Here is a 19995-nt window from a genome sequence, read left to right as displayed (position 1 = left end):
TGCGCAAAATCCCTTTCCTACCTGCCCCTGACCGGGCAACCTGACGAGATACAGGCTGAATTTCACTGCCGCGGCCGTGCAGTTCAGCCTGTTTTCGCCTATACCCACTTCCGCCATGCCGTCTTCCTCTACTCTTTTTGCCACCACCTGGGACCACCGGCGCTACTCCTATGCGGCGGTGCTGGCGGCCACGGGGGTCGGGCTGGCTTTCCCAAACCAGGCGGCGCTGCTGCTGGCCCTGCCGCTGGCTGTGGGCATGGTGGTGCTGGGCATTGCACACGGCGCCTGCGACCAGCTAGTAGTGCCGGCCCGGCAACCAGCCGGCCGGGCCGCTGCTGGCTGGCACTACTGGCTCCGGTTTTTGCTGAGCTACCTGGGGCTGGCGGCCGTGGTGGGCCTACTGTGGTGGCGCTGGCCTGCCACTACCGTGGGGGTGTTTTTTGGGCTCACAATCTGGCATTGGGGCTCCGCCGATGCCCCTTCCTCGGAGCAGGTGCCAGCTGGCTGGTGGCTGCTGCACAGCCTGCTACGGGGCGTGCTCCTGTTTGCCGTACCGGCCTGGTGGTGGCCTACTGAAACGGCGGCCATCGTAAACGGGCTGCTCGCGTTTGCCGGGGCCGCCGCGGTGGCTCCATTGCGGTTTGGGCAGGCCGCGGCCGCCCTGGGGTTGCTGGCACTGGGCGGGCACCTGGTGCTGTGGGGGCGCTACGCCAGCCGCCGCCGCTGGGGGTTATTGCGCACCGAGCTGGTGGAAGTGCCGGTGCTAGTGGCCTTACTGCTGATATTGCCCCCTAAACTATCTGTGTCCGTTTATTTCATATTCTGGCACAGCCTGCAGCACGTGTTGCGCCTCAACGGCTGGTTGGGCTACCCGCGGGCAGCCGGGGTTTCTACCCCGCCGCGCCTACGCTTCAACCTGATGGCCCAGCTCGCTTTTTTTCTACGGCGGGCAGCCCCGTTACTGGCCATCAGCTGCGGGGCGCTACTGGTGCTGGGGCACGTGCTGGCCGACCGGCTATCTGGCGAAACTACCTGGTTCAGCTTAGCGCTGATTGTGGCTTCCATCGTGACGCTACCCCACGCGCTGCTCGTGACGCTGGTCATGGACGCCCACCACTGGCAGCGCCCGCGCTCTGCCTAAGCCGTTCGACGGCAGCCCCTCACCCGGCCTGCTCAAGCGGCAAAGGCTCCAAGGCCACCACGGCATACAGCTGCACTTCGTGGCAGCTTGTATCTTTGCGCCATGTCTACGGCCCCCGTTCTCGAACACCACGTTTCGCTCCGCCCCTACAATACATTTGGCCTTGACGTCAAGGCTCGCCTGTTTGCCCGTTTCACTTCCGTGGAAGAACTGCGCGCGCTGCTGGCGCTGCCCGAGGTGGAGGCCGCCGAGAAGCTGGTGCTGGGTGGCGGCTCCAACCTGCTCTTCACCCGGGACTTCGACGGCGTAGTGCTCAAAAATGAAATCCTGGGGCAGGAAATCATCGGGCAGGATGAAGCTACCGATACCGCCCTGGTGCGCGCCGGGGCCGGAGAATCGTGGCACGGACTGGTACAATACACGCTGGATCAGGGCCTGAACGGCATCGAAAATCTTTCCCTGATTCCCGGCACCGTGGGCGCCGCACCCCTGCAAAATATCGGTGCGTACGGCGCCGAGCTGAAGGATACCTTCGACCATCTGGAAGCGGTAGAAATCAGCACCGGCAAGCTGCATACGTTTACCCACGAGCAGTGCGGCTTCGGCTACCGCGAATCAATATTTAAGGGCGAGTTGAAGAACCGCTACATCGTCACGGGCGTGGTGCTGCGTCTGCACCGCAGCCATCAGCCCAACGTGGGCTACGGAGCCATCCAGACCACCCTGCAGGATATGGGCATTGAGAATGAACCCACCGCCCGCCAGGTGAGCGACGCGGTTATCAGCATCCGGCGCAGCAAGCTCCCCGACCCCGCCCAGATTGGCAACGCCGGCAGCTTCTTCAAAAACCCCGAACTCTCCCAACAGAAATTCGACGAGCTAAAAGCTCAGTACCCCGACCTGCCCGGCTACCCCGTACCTGGCGGCGTGAAGGTGCCCGCCGCCTGGCTCATTGAGCAGTGCGGCTGGAAAGGCCAACGCCGCGGCCCCTACGGCGTCCACGACCGGCAGGCGCTGGTGCTGGTCAACCACGGCGGCGCCCAGGGCCAGGATATCCGCGACCTGGCATATGAAATCATTGCCTCGGTGCGTGAGAAATTTGGTGTGGAACTCCACCCGGAGGTGAATATTCTGTAAGTAGTATTGACTAAAACGAAAGCGGCGGCTCCTTATGCAGGAGTCGCCGCTTTCTTTATTGGTAAAATTGATTCTTCCGTCATGTCGAGCGTAGCCGAGACATCTCGCGTGCTGATGCTAGAACGTAACTCCTGAACGAGTTTTTTATCCCTGCCAGGTATGCAAATCAATTGGCTCCCAGGCTGGGTTAAACTCATTAATTAAACTTGCCTTTTTGGCTCGCCCCCATTTCTTGAGTTGTTTTTCGCGGGTAATGGCTTGCAGTGCATCGGGGGAACTTTCAAAATAGACCAGCAGATTGCATTGGTAGCGGCCGGTAAACTTGCCGGCTTCTCCCAAGCCTTGGCTATGTTCATTCAAGCGGCGCTCAAGGTTATTGGTGACACCGATGTAGAGAACTGTGCGCGCCGTATTGGTAAGGATATACACATGGAAATGCATATAGGAAGATAAGAATTACCTCCACAACTTCAGCACGCGAGATGTCTCGGCTACGCTCGACATGACGGTTTCACGCAAACCTTACTTCAGCACCGCCACCGTAGCACCATCTCCACCCCTATCCGCGTGCTCATCGGCTACGCTGGCAATGGCGCGCTGGCTGCGGAGGTAGTCACGCACTACCTGGCGCAGGACGCCGTTGCCGCGGCCGTGCAGGAACTTGATTTCCGAGATGCCCAGCATAATGGCGTCGTCCACGTAGGCCATTACTTTGTGCAGGGCATCTTCGGCCCGCTCGCCGCGCAGGTCCAGCGTGGTATCAAAGCCCGACATGCGGCCGGTAAGGTCGAGGCTGGCGTTGGCGGCCGGGGCCCGGCGCGCGGTTTCCTTTTCCCGCTCCCGAATCTCGGAGCGGGTGAGTTTCTCCAGCAGACCAATCTTCACAATGGTCTTCATGCCGCCGAAGGAAACCTCCGCCGTTTTGCCCTTCACCGCCATAATCTCGCCGTGCCCTTCCTGCCCGATGAGGGCCACTTTGTCGCCGGGCTTAAGTGTGCCGGCTTCAGCCAGCTCGCGGGTGGCTTTGGGTTTGGGCGGCTCAATCTGCAGCTTCTCGCGCACAAACATATCCAGCTTCTCACGGGCGCCTTTGGTCTTTTCCTTATCGGCCTGCGAGAGGCGAATTTCCTGGATGGTGGCCTCAATCTGCTGGTTGGTATCCTTCAGCAGCATTTTGGCTTTGGCCTTGGCGTCGCGCAGCACATCGAGCGTGGTTTCGTCGAGGTACTTCTTAAGGTCCTGGTATTCCTGGGCGGCCTTTTTCAGGCGGCGCTCGGCCTTGGCGGCTTCGGCGGTGCGGTTTTCCAGCTCGGTTTTCTCCTTCTCCAGGCCTTCCAGCAGCCGGTCGTAGCGGATTTTATCCTTGCCTACCAGCTGAGAAGCGCGCTCCACAATCTGCTTGGGCAGGCCAATTTTGCGGGCAATTTCGATGGCGAAGGATGAACCCGGCTTGCCTATTTCCAGCCGGTAAAGCGGCTGCAGTTGGTCGGGGTCGTAGCGCATACCGCCATTTACGATGCCGGGCGTGCGCTCAGCAAAGTTCTTCAGGTTGGTGTAGTGGGTGGTGATGACGCCAAACGCACGGGCGCGGTTAAGCTGCTCCAGCACGGCTTCGGCAATAGCACCGCCCAGCGCGGGCTCGGTGCCGGTACCAAATTCGTCAATCAGCACCAGGCTGCGCTTGCTGGCCAGCGTGACGAATTGCTTCATGCTGATCAGGTGCGAGGAGTACGTACTCAGGTCGTTTTCCAGGCTCTGCTCGTCACCGATGTCGAGGAAAATATCATCAAACATACCCGCCTCGGAGGTTTCGCCGGCCGGAATCAGCAGGCCGCACTGCAGCATATACTGCACCAGCCCCACCGTTTTCATGGCCACGGATTTACCCCCGGCATTCGGCCCCGAAATCAGCAGAATACGCCGCTCGGGCGTGAGCTCCACATCCAGCGGGACTACCTCGCGCGGGTCGTCTTTGGGGTAGTTCTGAAACGCCAGATACAACAACGGGTGGCGCACCTGCCGCCAGCGCAGCAACGGCCGCCCGCTGAGCGTGGGCAGCGAAGCCTCTAACTGGCGCGCCAACTGCGCTTTCGCCCGTACAAAATCAAGCAGGCCCAGGTACTGGTAGGCCTTACGCAGGTCCGGAATGTGAGGGCGCAGCTGGTCTGTGAGGGCCGTGAGAATGCGCACCAGCTCACGCTGATAGGCATTTTCCAGGTCCTTGATGTCGTTATTCAGCTCGAAGACTGCTTCCGGCTCAATGAATACGGTCTGGCCGGAGGCAGATTCGTCGTGAATGAGGCCCTTTACGCGGCGCTTGTGCTCGGCAATAACGGGCAGCACCAAACGGCCACCGCGGATAGTGGGCTCGGCGCCTTCGGGTACCCAGCCTTCCTGACGGGCGTGGCGCAGAATGCCGGCAATCTGCTTGCGCAGCTGGCCCTGGCGGTTGATAAGCTCCTGGCGGATCTGGCGCAGCAGCGGCGAGGCATCGTCGCGCACGTGGCCTTCGTCGTCCACCACTTTGTCCATGGCAGCCAGCAGGTTGCGGTCTACCTGCACGCCAATGCCCAACAGGCGCAGCGTGGGATACAAGCTTTCCTCGGCCTGCGTGAAGAATACCAATGCCTGCCGGATGGTGCGCAGGGACATTTTTACGGCGAAAAACGCGGGCACGTCCAGATAAGCCCCGGGCAGCGAGGCGCGCACCAAATGCTGGTGTACGTCGTGGTAATGCTGGCTGGGGAAATCAGCGCCGGAGTTGAGCAGCTGGCGGAACTCATCGGTTTGCAGCAGCAGCTTCTGGAGCTGCTCTACATTGGTTTGAAAGTGCATTTTAGCCACAAAATGCCGACCCAGAGCGCTCAGGCACAAGCCATCCAGCATCGTGCGCAGCTGCGCAAAACCAATTTTTTGCTCGAAGTTATTGGGAAGAATCAAGTAAGGTCAGATCAGGGTATTCGAAATAGAATGCTAAGGTAAACACCTGTAAGGACAGGAAAGATTCGGGCGGATGACAAAACCAGCTATTGGTACAAGGCTAAGTATCACTTTTGCCTCTACGAGCATCCAGCCAAGCTCCTAAATAGGCCATTCCATTGCCATAACCCAGTAATACAGAACCCCATTTACCATCTTTCACGCCATGAGTAATTAAGTACCAGGTAAAATACACCAGTCCACCGCTTACCAACCACCCAATTACGTTAGCTAGAGGCTTTTCGAAAAAAGTCTTTTCACGTCGGATAATAATGTTGTTGCTATCTGCAGATGCGAGTGTTGTTCTAATCAGTTCGAATTGATCCACGAATGCACGCATATCATCTGATGGGCAAAAATTAACATTATGAATCAAGGTTATTTTCTTACCTGAACGAAGCCGTATACGGAATGTGGAATTACCATTAAAATTCTGATACTTATAAGATTCAATATCCTTTAACAATAAAACCTCCTTGTTTACTGAATTAGCCAAACCAATACTTATACAAGAGTCACTTAACGTTACTTGCAAAGTATTTACTGTTGCTATTTTTATCAAATAGTAACCCATTCCTAAGCAAAGGCATATCCAAAATATAGCCAAATAACCCGTATGAAAAATTCTTCCAATTAAAACAACTCCCCCAAAAAGTAAAACAATCGAACTAAAAAATATTAATACAAAAATCCAGTATCTAAAAACTGTTACTTTATAATTATACATATTTAAATATTATAAAATTTAATTATAATTATTTACCCCCAGCCCAAACAGGGCGAAATCATACTTCACCGGGTCATTCGCATCGAACTGCCGCAGGTTTTCCGTCAGCTCCTCGGCGGCGCGCCAGTCTACCTGTTCACGCTTTAATAAGCCCAGCATTCGGGCCTGGCGCTCTACGTGCACATCAATGGGGCAGATTAAATCGGCCGGTTTCATGCGTTGCCAGAGGCCAAAATCTACGCCCTGCTCGTCCTGCCGCACCATCCAGCGCAGGTACATATTAATGCGCTTGCAGGCCGAGCCGCGGGCGGGCGTGGCAATATGCTTGCGGGTGCGCTGGGGCGCATCTTCCAAGCTGAAGAATAAGTCATGGAAGTTTTCGAGGCGCTGCTTCTGGGTGCTGCCGTGCAGAAAGGCGTCTTCCAGGGTTTCGTGCTGCTGGTAATACCACCGGAGCCAGTGCACAAAGTACAGCAGGTCGGTGTCGCAGAAGGTGCGGTGGCAGAAGCCCAGCAGGCGCTTTAGGTCATCATCAGAATGCTGCAGAATGAACTGGTGTGGTGCATTATCCATGCGTTGCATCAGCTCCTGGCACTTGTTGATGATGGTTTTGCGCTGCCCCCAGGCCAGCAAAGCCGCAAACAGCCCACTGATTTCTATGTCTGCCCGCTGCGTAAAGCGGTGCGGAATGCTGATGGGGTCGGCTGCAATAAAACCCGGCTGGTTGTAGCGGTGATACCACTCTTCCAGCCGGGCTTTTACTTGTTCGTGCTTCAAGAGGCAGGCCCTTAGGGCATGTAAGACGTTTCTACCCGGAAGCGGGCATCGGGCGTAGACAGCATTTGCACGGCGCGGGGCGAGAGACGAATCAGAATGTTGCTGTTCTCCCCGGTATCGGGCAGCTGGCCAATCACGCGCACATACACCGACACGTTATTCATAATGTTGCGCACCTGCACAATGGTACCTACCGGGGCCGTTTTGTGCAGCGCCAGGTACTTAACCGAGGTAGTGTTAGGAATGACAGCGGCCAGCCCACTTTCCGTCACGCGGCGAATGACCTCGTTGGCCCGCTCCGGACCGCGCTCCTCTTCGGGCTTGGCCGTGGAAGCAGTAGCGGCTTCGTCGTGGGCGGGTTCTTTGCTTTTGGGTTCTTCTTTCTTGGGCTCTTCTTTAGCCACTTCTTTCACCACCGGTTGGGTTTCCCGTTCCGGGCGGGTAGCGGGCAAAGTAGCCGGAGTATGCGGGGGTAGGGCCGTTACCGGCTCGGGGGCCGAAACCGAGGCCGGCGCTGCTGGCTTAACAGCCGCCACGGCTGGCCGGGGCGCGGCCGGCTGGCCGGCCGGAACAATGATCAGGGTTTGACCCGACCTAACGACCCCGCTGGCTGGGAGTCGGTTTTGCCGAATCAACGTGTTGGTGGAAACCCCGAAGCGGCTGGCAATGGAAAAGAGCGTTTGCCCGGGCTTTACTTTATACACGCGGTTGCCGCGGGCATCGGAGGCCAGACCTTTGGTGGCGCCAGCGGCAGCCGCCGGGGCCGCCGGGCGGCGAGCTGCTGCCGTAGTGGCGGCCGGCGCCAGTACAACGCGGGTGCGGGGCACCAGCACAATCTGGCCGGAAAGCAAAGCACCTTTCACCTTCGGGTTTACCTCTAAAATATCTTCTACGGGCACTTTATAGCGCCGGGCCAAACCGTACAGAGTTTCACCGGGCGATACACGGTGCTTAATCAGCATTTTATTATTCTGATACTCCACCCCAATGGAGTCAGCAGGCAATACCGGGAAGGAAGTAGCAGAGGCGGAAAAACCAGCGAGTACGAACGCGGCGAACGGCAACCAAAAACGAATCATGAGCGGTTCGTGAGAAAACGAAAAGTAAAAATGCAACGAGGACGCCGGGCCTCTAGCATAAACATTGCCGAAAGATAAAACATTATCCTGCTCAAGTACCAGAATGCCCCTGTTTTCGATGAAATAACCGTCTAAAAGCCCGTTTTTAGAAGTGCTGATCTGCGGGCCGGTTCATTTACCTTTATGCCCCCGCCACGCTACGCTTCTTTGTATATGCTGAATGCCATTGGAATAATTCCCGCCCGCTATGCCTCTACCCGTTTGCCGGCCAAGCCGCTGGTGGATCTGGGCGGCAAATCCATGATTCAAAGGGTGGTGGAGCAGGCCCGGCAAGCGCAGCTGAGCCGGGTGGTGGTAGCTACGGATGATGAGCGGATTCTGCGCCATGTGCTGGATTTTGGCGGGGAAGCCGTCCTGACCTCCCCAGACCACCCCAGCGGCACCGACCGGGTTTTCGAAGCCTATCAACAGCTGAATACTGGGGCCGACTGCATTATTAATATTCAGGGGGATGAGCCGTTCATACATCCCAGCCAGATAAATGCGCTGGTGCAGCTTTTTGCCGCCGAGCCTCGCCCCCAGCTGGCCACGCTGGTAAAGCCGGTGCTGAATGAGGAAGAACTGTTCAGCCCCCACCTGCCCAAAGTGGTGCTGGATGCGCAGGGCCATGCCTTGTACTTCAGCCGCCACCCCGTGCCGTACCAGCGCCAGCACCCGCAGGAGCACTGGCTGGCGCATCACCGATACCTGCGCCACATCGGCCTCTACGCCTACCGCCCCAATGTGCTGGCCCACATTACGCGGCTGCCTCCCTCCCCTTTGGAGCTGGCCGAATCTCTGGAGCAGCTGCGGTGGCTGGAGAATGGCTACCGCATTCTTACGGCCGAAACCGAGCTGGAAACCATTGGTATTGATACGCCGGAAGATGTAGTGCGGGCCCGACAGTTTCTAGCGCAAGCCTTGCCTCAGTAGCCGACGCTAGCCAGCCGGAGCCTCCGCACTAGCCTCAGAAGGGTTATCGGCTTGCCTGGTTACGTGCTGCTCGTCTGTGATATTCCGCTCATCGCGCATCTCTTTGGAGAGGAAGAAGTTGAGGGCAGTACGAATGACGGCTACGGCACCCAGCTTCCCGATTTGCTCCCACGAGGGCGCAATGGCCGTGGTCAGGATATCGGCACCCAGCTGAAACTCCAGGGCCAGCGCCAGGTACCGGGCCAGAACCAGCCGGATGGACGTAAAGTTAGCCGTGCGCCGTTGCCACAGCGCCAGCAAAAACAGTCGCCCCGCGACCAGAATCCCCAGGCCAATAATAAAGGCGCCTATGGTTTCAATGCTGAGCTTCAGCCACTGCACGGCATTAATTATCCAGTCTTCGGCCAGGGTATGAATGGTAACGGGCTCCAGTAGCAGCATAGCAGTTTGAATAGTGGATTGAGGCAACAAAACTATTGGTATTCCAGCCCGACAAATTCCCCTACGGTTTTCCTAACTGCACAGCCATTCTAGGCCTCGCCGAGCTTTTGATTTCTAAGCACAAGCGCAACCGATACTCGGCTGAATTACCCGCCTATCTTTTTCACCTTGTAGCGCAGATCCGTCAGCACGGCCATTATTTTCTCCCGGAAGTCGCCCTGAATCAGGATTTCGCCGTCTTTGGCGTTGCCGCCTACGCCGCACTTGGTTTTGAGCAGCTTGGCCAGGGTCTGCAAATCCTCGTCTTTGCCTACAAAGCCAGTAATGAGCGTGACCTGCTTGCCGCCCCGGGACTTTTTATCCAGCTGCACGCGCAGGTTCTGCTGCTGGGGGGGCAGCGTAGTGACTTCCTCATCCTGGTTGTACTGGTACTCAAAGTCGGAGCTGGTGGAGTAGACGATTCCGTCCCTTTCGCGCCGGTTTTTATCGTTTTTCATCGGTCATTATTATGGGTGTTGCTGCGGAGTAACAATGGGGGTTCGTTTTAAACAGCTACTTCCAGGGCCAGCGGCAGCAGCTCTACCTCAAATTCGGTGTTCTCGCCCACATAGTCGCCATCTACGTGAAAGCCCAGCGCGGTGGCGGCGGTTACCCGCACCTTACTGGCCGTGTGAAAGGCCGCGGCCCCGGACGTGGGCAGGTCGCCGAGGGCGAGGCCCAAGCCGACGCGCACCGCCCGCATCAGCGGCAAGGCATCAATCAGACACAAATCCAGCAGTCCGTCCCGGATATCGGCCAGGGGGGCGATGTAGGCGTTGTTGCCGTACTGGGCCGCATTGGCAAATGCCAGCACGTAGCAGTCGGTGGTGAGTATTTTTTCGTTGAAGTGCACCTGCACGGGCACGGGCTGAAAGCGGCGATACTCACGCAGGGCTACCTGCACGTAGGTGGCCAGCCCGCGCGTGCCGGCCTCCGCAAAGCATTTGCTCACGTGCGCATCAAACCCCAGGCCCGCCGTGCAGAAGAACTCCCGGCCATTGATGCGGCCCACATCCATGCGCTGAAACTCGGGCTCGTTCAGGCGCTGAATGGCGGCGCCCAGCCCCAGCGGAATGTGCAGGTGGCGGGCCAGGCCGTTGCCGGAGCCGCGCGGCAGAATGCCCAGAGCCGCTTGCGTACCCACCAAGCCGCGGCCCACTTCGTTCACGGTACCGTCGCCGCCCACGGCTACCACAATGCGGCAGCCGCTGTTGGCCGCCTGGCGGGCCAGCTGCACGGCGTGGCCGGCATACTCCGTGTGCAGTACCTCATAGTCTACCGCATCCGGGTGTAGATAGCGGGCCAGCAAGGCGGGCACATCCTGGCGGCGGTTGGTACCGGAGGCCGGGTTCAGAATAAAGCAGATGCGCGGCTTGGCAGGCATAAAAAACAACGGGCAGACGATAGAGATGGAAAAGCCAGACTGCGCACAGCCTCAAACATAAGAAAGCCCGCCCTAACGGGCAGGCTTTCCAGGGATTTCAGGAAGCAGAACTGCTTACTTGGTCATGGCCTCACCCAGCTTCTGGATCAGGTCGGCGGTGCGGGTGCTGTAGCCGGTTTCGTTGTCGTACCATCCAATCACCTTCGCCAGCGTGCCGCTGGCCGAGGTCAGCTCCGAATCGAAGATGCAGCTGTGGGGGTTACCCACGATGTCGATGCTTACGATTGGATCCGTGGTGTACTCAATGATGCCTTTCATAGCACCTTCCGAGGCCGACTTCAGAGCGGCGTTGATCTGCTCTTTGGTGGCTTCTTTCTTCAGCACTACGGTCAGGTCGGTCATGGAACCATCCGGAACGGGTACACGCATGGCCAAACCATCCAGCTTGCCCTTCAGGGTGGGCAGCACCAAGCCTACGGCCTTGGCAGCACCAGTGCTGGTGGGGATAATGCTATAAGCAGCAGCACGGGCACGGCGCAGGTCTTTGTGCGGCGCGTCCTGCAGGTTCTGGTCAGAGGTATAGGCGTGCACCGTGGTGATGTAGCCTTTCTCGATGCCGAACACCTCGTCCAGTACCTTAGCCATGGGGGCCAGGCAGTTGGTGGTGCAGCTGGCGTTCGAAATGATGGTTTCGTCGCCGGTGAGGATGTCCTCGTTTACGCCCAGTACTACGGTCGGAATGTTGCCGGTAGCGGGAGCGGAAATAACTACTTTTTTGGCACCAGCGGTGATGTGCTGGCCGGCACCGGCTTCGTCTACGAAGCGGCCGGTAGATTCCAGCACTACGTCAACGCCCATTTTGCCCCAGGGGAGCAGCTTGGGGTCACGCTCAGCCAGAGCAGCAATGCGCTGGCCGTTCACGGTCAGGCTTTCCTCGTCGTATGCCACAGTGCCATCGAAGCGGCCGTGTACGGAGTCATACTTAAGCAGATGCGCCAGCGTCTTGTTGTCGGTCAGGTCATTAATGGCCACAACTTCTACGTTGTCTCGGCCCAGCAGCGACTTAAACGTCAGGCGGCCAATGCGGCCGAAACCGTTAATGGCGACTTTGATTTTTGCCATGGTATAAAGAGAAAGGGGTTAACGGCCCCGCAACGGGGCCTGATGCAAACGCGGAGCGAAGGTACAGGGCCCCGGTAACTTCGCCAAATGATTTGCGCACCATGTCTAAAATGGCAGGCGAATTTTCGCTTTCGGTACCGTCTGTCACCTGCTGCCGGGCTTGTAAACGGGATAAACAGCGGCTGGGGTTGCCGGGTTTTGAAAAATTCCACCCTGAGAATCAGCCGTTTTTCTGCTGAAACATCATTTTTCTTGCAGCCGGCTATTGCGCTCAAAGATTCGTCTTCTATCTTTGCAGCACCAAATCGGAAAAGGCCTTCATATCTGGTCCGTTCGTCTAGGGGTTAGGACAGTAGATTTTCATTCTACCAACAGGGGTTCGATTCCCCTACGGACTACTCGCCTTCCGCTTTGGCATTGGTTTAAAAACCGCGCTGGTTTACCCCAGGGCGGTTTTTTTATCCGAACCGAGAATACAGACCGCAACCGGCGGATATGTTTTTTCGGCTCTTTTTACTTGAAACGACGGAAATAGCACATAACCTGGTCCGTTCGTCTAGGGGTTAGGACAGTAGATTTTCATTCTACCAACAGGGGTTCGATTCCCCTACGGACTACTTCCCGTCGTTTTGCAAAAAGCCAATTGTTCCGAAAGAGCAATTGGCTTTTTTGCTTTGTATCCCTTTGCATCAGCATACTCCATTTTTTCTTTGAGGAGTGATGCAACGAATTACACCCTCTAGGAGTCCGCTTGTAGATACCCCAGGAAACTCCTTAGTCCACGTCCAAGAAAACCATCTATCTTGAGCGTCTGAATTGGGAACTGAGCGCATGAGCCGAAGGGAGTGCGGGGAAAAAAGAGCTTATTCTATCGTTTTTTTTACATGAAAATACTTTTTCTCTTCATTGCCTTTTTAGGGATGAATGGCGGCTGTGCTTTACTTGCCCAGTCTACTCCTACTGACACTGTTTATTTGGCGCAGGCTCAACAGGTCCTATCTAAGCGCTACACCCAAGCACTTACCAACAATGCCAGCCTTTACACAGGTCCGGAGTATCTAGACTACACAAAGATCTATAGCAAGCGGGAAGGACATCAGTATTTCCTAAGCCAGCAGCAACAGATAGGTGGCATTTTGTACGATGGGGTACAATACGACCGGGTACCCTTATTGTATGATACCCGCCTGGATCAGATAATTACTACTCTGCCCAATAATCCTATGAACGTGCGCCTAAACCGCTCATTGGTACAGAACTTTACTTATGCCAACCATTATTTTATCTATTTGACGCCCGACTCAGCTTCGGCTACTATAGCCCCTGTCGGCTTTTATGATGTAATATTTGACAATAACATACGGCTGTTAGCACACCGGAGCAAACGCATGCAGGAGCACCCCAAAAAAGAAGGGGTAGAAGTTGAGTTTACAGAAACAGATAAGTTTTTCCTGCAAAAGGATAATCTGCTATATCCTATTCAGTCCAAGCAATCTGTCCTGAAAGTTCTGCGTGATAAACGCCGGGAGCTGCAACAATTTGCCCGGGAGCAGAAGCTTTCATTTCAGAAAGACAGCCGTGAAGCAGCTTTTTTGCAGCTGGTAGAGCACTATGTTTCCTTACGGAAATAGTGCCTGTTTAAGAAGTACGATTCTTTGTATTAGCCTTTTCAGAATTAATACATTTCTACATGCTGCAACGTCTTACGCTGCTTATACTGCTGTTGAGTTTATCCCTTGTGAGTGTTGCCCAGCAGGCTGACTCTGCACTTGTTACCGGAAGCTTCAACAAAACGCCCTTCCCTGATTTTGTGAAGGAGCTGGAGAGCCAGACGGCCTACCACTTTTATTTTCTTCCCACCGATGTAGACAGCCTTTCAGTAACGCTAAAGGCCACTGGTAAGCCCCTTGCTACTGTACTTACTGAGGCCCTGAACGGCACCCCACTTAAGTTTGCAATTGATGGGGAGAAGCATGTCTTTGTTACTTCGGGCACTCTAATTCAAACTCAACTGCCCGACAGCTTTTTTCAGCCAGATGCTGCCGGTACCATATTTGCTGCGGAGCCAGAGCCCGAACCACAGGAGAAAAGTCAGCGCCAGAATACCTCAGAACTGAAGCTGTATGAAATCGGCATAGACCGGGGAGATGCTGCTGGCAGTAAAGCCACGCTGGCGGGGTACGTGCGCGACAACAAAAGCGGAGAGCCTATTATCGGCGCTTCCATATATATTGAAAAGCCCTCCATTGGTACTGCTACTGACCAATTTGGATTTTACTCTCTCACCTTACCAACGGGCCGATATGAGTTAAAAATCAGAGGCATCGGGATTAAAAATTCCAAACGCCAGATTGCGCTGCATTCTGATGGCAAGCTTAATATTGAAGTGGAAGAAGATATTGCCCGCCTGCGTGAAGTCATTATTGAGGCTGAAAAGGACCGGAATGTGGCGGGCATGCAGATGGGCGTGGAGAAGCTCGATATCAAAACCATGCGCCAGGTACCTACTACGTTTGGCGAAACGGATATACTGCGGGTAGTGCTTACCCTGCCTGGTGTGAAGTCAGTGAGTGAAGGAACCACGGGCATGAACGTGCGAGGCGGCGCGGCCGACCAGAACCTGATTCTGTTTAATGATGCCACGGTGTATAACCCGGCTCACTTATTCGGTTTCTTCTCTGCCTTCAACCCCGATATCATCAAGTCAGTAGAACTATTTAAAAGCGCCATTCCAGCCAAGTATGGCGGGCGGCTGTCCTCGGTGCTGGATATCAGCACCCGCGACGGCAATAAAAAGAAGTTTGCCGGGGCCGGCGGCATCGGGCCACTCACCAGCCGCCTAATGCTGGAAGGCCCTATTATCAAAGACAAAAGCTCGTTCATTATTAGCGGGCGCAGCAGCTATTCTGATTGGCTGCTCAAGCAGATTCCCAATAAGAGCTACCAGGAAAGCTCGGCTTTCTTTTATGATGTAAATGCACACATCACCCACGATTTCAACAGCAAGAATACCCTGTACCTGACCGGCTACAGCAGCAGCGACAAGTTTCGCCTGGCCAGCGACACTACTTACCGCTACCAGAACCAGAACGCTACACTTAAATTCAAACACGTTTTCGGCAATAAGCTCTACGGCGTGTTTACGGGCACTTATAGTCACTATGCCTATGATGTAGCCAGTCAGCGAAACCCCAGTACCTCCGCTCGCCTCACGTATGGCATTGACCAGACAGGTGGCCAACTGGACTTCAGCTTCTTTCCAAGCTCCAAGCATACCATTGATTTTGGGGCAAGTTCCCTGCTTTACAATATTTCGCCGGGTAGTCTTACACCACTGGGCGGCGAGTCTCTGATGGAGCCAGACGTGCTGCCACGGGAGCGGGGTCTGGAAAATGCCCTTTATATCTCCGATAAGATTGATATTTCTAACAGATTTTCCGTGTATGCGGGCATACGCTTCTCCCTATATGCGGCCCTAGGCCCCCGGGATATTTACCAGTATCTGGCTGGTGCTTCTAAATCAGAAAGCTCCATTACCGACACTATTTCCTATGCTTCCGGCAAGGTAATGGGCACCTACCAAGGGCCCGAATTACGCCTTTCTGCCAAGTATGCGGTAACGGAGAATTCGTCTGTAAAAGTGAGCTATACCCAGATGCGGCAGTATATCCATATGCTGTCAAATACGGCTTCCATGTCGCCAACGGATATCTGGAAGCTGAGTGACCCCAACGTGCGCCCGCAGCTAGGCGACCAGTATTCTATTGGGTACTATCGCAACTATAAGAATAATACTGTGGAAACCTCTGTGGAGGCCTACTACAAAAACATGCGCGACTTTGTGGACTACAAAAGCGGCGCTACCCTCCTGCTGAATCATCATATTGAAACCGATGTGGTAAATGCCAAGGGAAAGGCTTACGGGGTAGAAATGATGCTGAAAAAGCTTTCGGGCAAACTCAATGGCTGGGTTAGTTACACATACTCCCGCTCGTTGGTGCAAGTAAATAATGTAACTACCGGCGACATCGTGAATGGCGGCAAATTTTATCCCAGCAACTTCGATAAGCCGCATGACTTTATGCTGGTTTCGAACTACCGGTTCAGCCGCCGCTTTAGCACCTCATTCAACATGAACTATAGCACCGGGCGACCTATAACGCTGCCTCTGGCGAAATACCAGGTGGGCAATACCGTGCGCGTGTACTACTCGGCGCGGAATGCCTACCGCGTGCCCGACTACTTCCGCACTGACTTCTCGCTCAATATTGAGGGCAACCATAAAGCAAAAAAGGTTGCGCACAGCTCCTGGACGGTGGGCGTGTATAACTTAACCGGGCGCCGTAATCCATTTTCCGTGTATTTCAAGTCGGAGAATGGTCAGATCAAGGGTTACAAGCTGGCCATTTTTGGTACGCCTATTCCTACTGTCACTTATAACTTCAAATTCTAGATGGCTGTATTCCGAAACTTACTAGTGAATGGACTATGCATCCTGCTACTGGGGTTGAGCGGTTGCATCGAGCCGTTCGAGCCGGAAGTGCCGGTGCAGGCCACCAAAGCCCTGGTGGTAGATGGCTTTATCAACAGCAATGGACGCACTACCATCAAGCTCTCCCGCACTTATGACCTGGCCTCCACGGCCGGGCCGCTGACCGTGGATAAAGCTCAGGTCCTGATTCAGGGAGAAGGCAGCGGGGAGGAGTACCTATTGCGTGAGGTAAAGAGTGGTACCTATGTCTCCGACAGCCTGATCTTAAATCCGGGTACTCAGTACCGCCTGTTCTTCCGCACCCGCGACAGCCGCCAGCAGCTGCTGGGCCAGTATGCTTCGGCTTATCTGCCGGTCAAGACCAGCCCACCGATTGAGGCCCTGACCTGGAAAGTGGTGCCGCGCGGCCTGGAGCTGTATGCCAACACCTTCGATGCCACCGGCAACTCCCGCTACTACCGCTGGGACTATACCGAAACCTGGGAATTCACCTCTGCCGGGGAATCCCAGCACGTGTATGAAAATCAACAGATGCGGCGGCGGCGGGCCGATGAGCAAATCTACCAATGCTGGCAAACGGTACATAGCCCGACTATTAAGCTGACGAGCACCAAACGTTTGAGCGAGGACCGGGTGACGGAGTTTCCCCTCCTTGAGTTTCCTGCCGGCGATACCCGTTTGCGCTATAAGTACAGCGTACTGGTGCGCCAGTACACCATGGGAGCCGAGGAGTACGCCTACTGGGAAGCTTTGAAGAAGAACACGGAAACCATTGGCTCCTTGTTTGACCCGCTGCCTTCCCAGTCCACGGGCAATGTGCGCAACCTCAACCAGCCGCAGGAGCCCGTGCTCGGCTTTGTCGGCGTCGGCTCCGTGACTCAAAAACGAATCTTTATTTCCAAGAAAGAATTGCCGGGCGCCTGGACTTTCAAAACCGGCTATGAAGACTGTGGCCTTCTTCCGGTAGATGTGTTGCCTTTAAAGGGAGTTGCTTATTCAGAAGTGCTGTCTGAAACCTTCAGCTCCGGAGATAATATCCCTATTTATCAATATTACAATAGTGAATACGGAAACATTTATACCTCTTATCCGGAGGAATGCGCTGACTGCCGGCTGCGCGGCACGACTACCCGACCAACTTTCTGGCAATAGCTACATGTCCCTCCTATCTACCTCCGTGAGCAAACGTCTGAATTCTACTTCTACTTTACAGGCGTTTCCGATCCAAATAAGCAAGCTGGTGGCCAGCGCTTTCCTGCTGTTAGCCACAGTAGCGGGAAGTACTGCCCAGGCACAGGCCCCGGTCGATTCGCTGAAGAATCAGTTTCAGCGCTATGCGCTGCATGGTCTGCATGAAAAGGTGTTTCTGCACGTAGACCGCCCCACTTATCTGTGCGGCGAGGTGCTTTGGTTTAAGGTGTATGCCGTAGATGGCACTTACCACAAGCCATTGCCTATGAGCAAGGTGGCTTATGTGGAAGTGCTGGACAAAGCGCAGCGGCCGGTCATGCAAAGCAAGATTCCGCTGCAGCAAGCAATGGGTCAGGGCTCTTTCCTGCTGCCGCCCTCGCTGGCATCAGGTACCTACACCGTGCGGGCTTACACAAGCTGGATGAAGAATTTCAGCCCGGACTTTTATTATCAGACCTCTATTACGGTACTGAATCCGGCAGCGGCGTCTTCCCAGTCTACTGCCAAAGACACGCTTGCCTACGACATTCAGTTTTTCCCGGAGGGAGGCAATCTGGTGCGCAGCATCAATAGCAAAGTAGGCTTTAAAATTGCCGACCGGAAAGGGCGAAGCCTGGATGCCGAGGGTACCGTACAGAATGAAAAAGGAGCGGTTGTAGCACGTTTCCGCACCCTGAAATTTGGTCTGGGCTCATTCAGCTTCACTCCGGAGCTATCTGGTACAACATATACGGCATCGGTTAAGCTGCCCAATGGCCGCCTGCTAACGCGCCGGTTACCTGCCGTAGCAGAGCAAGGCATGGTTCTCCATGTGGAGGAAGGCACCGCCGATGAGCTGAACATCCACATATCGGCCATGGGCACCGGACAAACCCTGGAGCCGGTGTATTTACTGGGCCATGCCCGCCAAAAAGTAACGGTAGCCGCTACAGCCACTTTAAATAATGGGCAAGCCGTTTTTCAGGTAAAAAAGCAGGATCTGCCCGATGGAATTTCCCACTTTACCTTGTTTAACAGCCGCCAGCAGCCCGTATGCGAGCGGCTGTACTTTCGCCGCCCCGCACACTTACTACGCATTACGGCTACAACTGATAAAACCCAGTACAGCACCCGCGACAAGGTAAGGCTACAACTGGGCACTGCAACCAGCTCCATGCCACTGGCTCCGGCCAATTTGTCGGTAGCCGTATTCCGGCAGGATTCCCTGGGCACTACCCCTTCAACAGACATCCTAAGTTATCTGTGGCTCACCTCTGATATCAAGGGCACCATAGAAAATCCCAGCTACTACCTCACTAGCTCTGACACTGATGCCCGACAGGCGGCTGATAACCTGATGCTGACGCAGGGCTGGAGCCGTTTCCGGTGGGAAGAAGTGCAAACGGGGAAGGCCCCGGTATTCGAATTTTTGCCTGAAATGAATGGGCATCTTATTCGGGGGCGGATGGTGAATAGTACCACAGGGGCTCCTGTACCTAACGTACACGCATATCTTACTTCGCCAAATCGGCAGGGACGCCTGTTTAGTGCTGTGAGCCGGCCAGATGGAACCCTTCTGTTTGAAGTGAAAGACTTTTTCGGGGCAAAAGACATTGTGGTGCAGCCCAATCACCTCATGGACAGCACGAGCCGTGTAGAGATTCTTAACCCCTATTCCGTAGCCTACTCCAAGGCAGGCCCTCTGCTAGCTCCGCTGCCTCTTACGGTGCGATATAAGGATGCTATAACCCAGCGTTACCTGCAAACCCAGTTGCAGAAGGTGTATTTTAAACGCTATAACAACCAGTACACCTTCCCCGCTCTAGACACGCTACAATACGTGGGCAAACCGGATGAGCACTATAATCTAGATGATTTCATACGCTTCCCAACGATGGAAGACATCATGCGAGAGTATGTGCCAGGAGTGGCCCTTCGGCGGCGGAAAGACGGTTTTCACTTCCTGGTTATCAATGAGCCTCTCAAAACCGTCTTCGTGTCTAATCCACTAGTGCTGCTGGATGGTGTGCCGGTCTTTAACATCAATAAGATCATGGCATTTGATCCACTGAAAGTGCAGAAATTAGACGTGTTTACCCGGCACTATTTTGTAGGTCAGCTGATGTTTGATGGTCTGGTGAGCTATACCACATACAAAGGTGACCTGGCTGGCTTTCCGCTTAGTTCCAACGTGCTGATGCAGGAGTATGAAGGCTTGCAGTACCACCGCGAGTTTTATGCACCGAGCTTCGAAACCACTCAGGACCAAGCCAGCCGTCTGCCCGATTTCCGTACGTTACTCTATTGGAATCCAAACGTAACTACCTCATCAGCAGGCAACAAGCCGCTGGAGTTTTATACATCTGATCAGGCAGGTAAGTATACCGTGGTAATTCAAGGCTTGGCCACCGATGGGTCTGCAGGGCATGCCAGCTTTGATATTGAAGTGAAGCCTACGCCAAAATCCTAAAGGGGGTGCTTACCTATAAATGCTACGTTTAAGTGCAATATCCAAGACTTTATTTGCCGATTATA

Annotated in this window: 16 protein-coding genes and 2 tRNA genes; 9 read left to right on the top strand and 9 right to left on the bottom strand. The window is 54.9% G+C overall.

Annotated features, from left to right (window positions below; translation table 11 throughout):
- Positions 1-115 precede the first annotated feature (115 nt).
- Both AM218_RS05105 and murB read left to right on the top strand, forming a co-directional pair.
- The gene (locus AM218_RS05105; protein ID WP_157547530.1) at positions 116-1141 is read left to right on the top strand and encodes a Brp/Blh family beta-carotene 15,15'-dioxygenase; all 1026 of its coding nucleotides are present in this window, start codon (positions 116-118) and stop codon (positions 1139-1141) included.
- Positions 1142-1243: 102 nt separating this feature from the next.
- Positions 1244-2278 (top strand): UDP-N-acetylmuramate dehydrogenase, encoded by a 1035-nt coding sequence (gene murB / locus AM218_RS05100; RefSeq protein WP_054412462.1) that lies wholly within the window; start codon positions 1244-1246, stop codon positions 2276-2278.
- 144 nt (positions 2279-2422) lie between these two features.
- Here the strand turns inward: murB and AM218_RS05095 are convergent, their stop codons facing one another.
- The 5 genes from AM218_RS05095 to AM218_RS05080 all read right to left on the bottom strand — a co-directional run bounded on the left by AM218_RS05095 (position 2423) and on the right by AM218_RS05080 (position 7840).
- Complete coding sequence (locus AM218_RS05095; protein WP_054412460.1) at positions 2423-2719, bottom strand: GIY-YIG nuclease family protein; 297 nt, start codon at positions 2717-2719, stop codon at positions 2423-2425.
- Positions 2720-2800: 81 nt separating this feature from the next.
- Positions 2801-5218: an endonuclease MutS2 gene (locus AM218_RS05090; protein ID WP_054412458.1), complete on the bottom strand. Its 2418-nt coding sequence runs from the start codon at positions 5216-5218 to the stop codon at positions 2801-2803.
- 100 nt (positions 5219-5318) lie between these two features.
- Positions 5319-5984 carry a hypothetical protein gene (locus tag AM218_RS16700; RefSeq protein ID WP_157547529.1) on the bottom strand — a complete coding sequence of 222 codons (666 nt, stop codon included), beginning with the start codon at positions 5982-5984 and terminating at the stop codon, positions 5319-5321.
- Between the two features lie 18 nt (positions 5985-6002).
- On the bottom strand, positions 6003-6761 hold the full coding sequence (locus AM218_RS05085; RefSeq protein ID WP_054412456.1) for a TIGR02757 family protein: 759 nt from the start codon (positions 6759-6761) through the stop codon (positions 6003-6005).
- An 11-nt stretch (positions 6762-6772) separates the two neighbouring features.
- Entirely contained in the window at positions 6773-7840 is a 1068-nt protein-coding gene (locus AM218_RS05080) for a LysM peptidoglycan-binding domain-containing protein (RefSeq protein WP_082318078.1), read from the bottom strand.
- A gap of 183 nt (positions 7841-8023) precedes the next feature.
- On the opposite strand from AM218_RS05080, the gene kdsB reads away from it, so the two are divergent.
- Positions 8024-8812: a 3-deoxy-manno-octulosonate cytidylyltransferase gene (gene kdsB, locus AM218_RS05075; protein WP_231717547.1), complete on the top strand. Its 789-nt coding sequence runs from the start codon at positions 8024-8026 to the stop codon at positions 8810-8812.
- A gap of 6 nt (positions 8813-8818) precedes the next feature.
- Here the strand turns inward: kdsB and AM218_RS05070 are convergent, their stop codons facing one another.
- From AM218_RS05070 to gap, 4 genes are all read right to left on the bottom strand, one after another.
- Positions 8819-9253 carry a DUF1622 domain-containing protein gene (locus AM218_RS05070; protein WP_054412451.1) on the bottom strand — a complete coding sequence of 145 codons (435 nt, stop codon included), beginning with the start codon at positions 9251-9253 and terminating at the stop codon, positions 8819-8821.
- 146 nt (positions 9254-9399) lie between these two features.
- Positions 9400-9750, bottom strand: coding sequence for a translation initiation factor (locus AM218_RS05065; protein WP_054412449.1), 351 nt, complete (start codon positions 9748-9750; stop codon positions 9400-9402).
- Between the two features lie 47 nt (positions 9751-9797).
- The gene (locus AM218_RS05060; RefSeq protein WP_054415308.1) at positions 9798-10676 is read right to left on the bottom strand and encodes a diacylglycerol/lipid kinase family protein; all 879 of its coding nucleotides are present in this window, start codon (positions 10674-10676) and stop codon (positions 9798-9800) included.
- A 114-nt stretch (positions 10677-10790) separates the two neighbouring features.
- A complete protein-coding gene (gap, locus tag AM218_RS05055; RefSeq protein ID WP_054412447.1) occupies positions 10791-11798 on the bottom strand; it encodes a type I glyceraldehyde-3-phosphate dehydrogenase in 1008 nt (335 codons plus the stop codon).
- Positions 11799-12124: 326 nt separating this feature from the next.
- Here gap and AM218_RS05050 point away from each other — a divergent pair.
- From AM218_RS05050 to AM218_RS05025, 6 genes are all read left to right on the top strand, one after another.
- Positions 12125-12196 (top strand) — tRNA-Glu (locus tag AM218_RS05050).
- 147 nt (positions 12197-12343) lie between these two features.
- A tRNA-Glu gene (locus tag AM218_RS05045) sits at positions 12344-12415 on the top strand.
- Between the two features lie 267 nt (positions 12416-12682).
- Complete coding sequence (locus AM218_RS05040; RefSeq protein ID WP_157547528.1) at positions 12683-13429, top strand: hypothetical protein; 747 nt, start codon at positions 12683-12685, stop codon at positions 13427-13429.
- Positions 13430-13521: 92 nt separating this feature from the next.
- Complete coding sequence (locus AM218_RS05035; protein ID WP_316937430.1) at positions 13522-16251, top strand: TonB-dependent receptor; 2730 nt, start codon at positions 13522-13524, stop codon at positions 16249-16251.
- Entirely contained in the window at positions 16252-17442 is a 1191-nt protein-coding gene (locus tag AM218_RS05030) for a DUF4249 domain-containing protein (protein WP_071843698.1), read from the top strand. It begins immediately after the preceding gene.
- 4 nt (positions 17443-17446) lie between these two features.
- Positions 17447-19930, top strand: a complete 2484-nt coding sequence (locus AM218_RS05025) for a hypothetical protein (protein WP_054412438.1) — start codon at positions 17447-17449, stop codon at positions 19928-19930.
- The last annotated feature ends 65 nt before the right edge of the window (positions 19931-19995 follow it).

The sequence above is a fragment of the Hymenobacter sp. DG25A genome (assembly GCF_001280305.1).
In the GTDB taxonomy this organism is placed as follows: domain Bacteria; phylum Bacteroidota; class Bacteroidia; order Cytophagales; family Hymenobacteraceae; genus Hymenobacter.
This window is presented reverse-complemented; position numbering and strand designations above follow the sequence as displayed.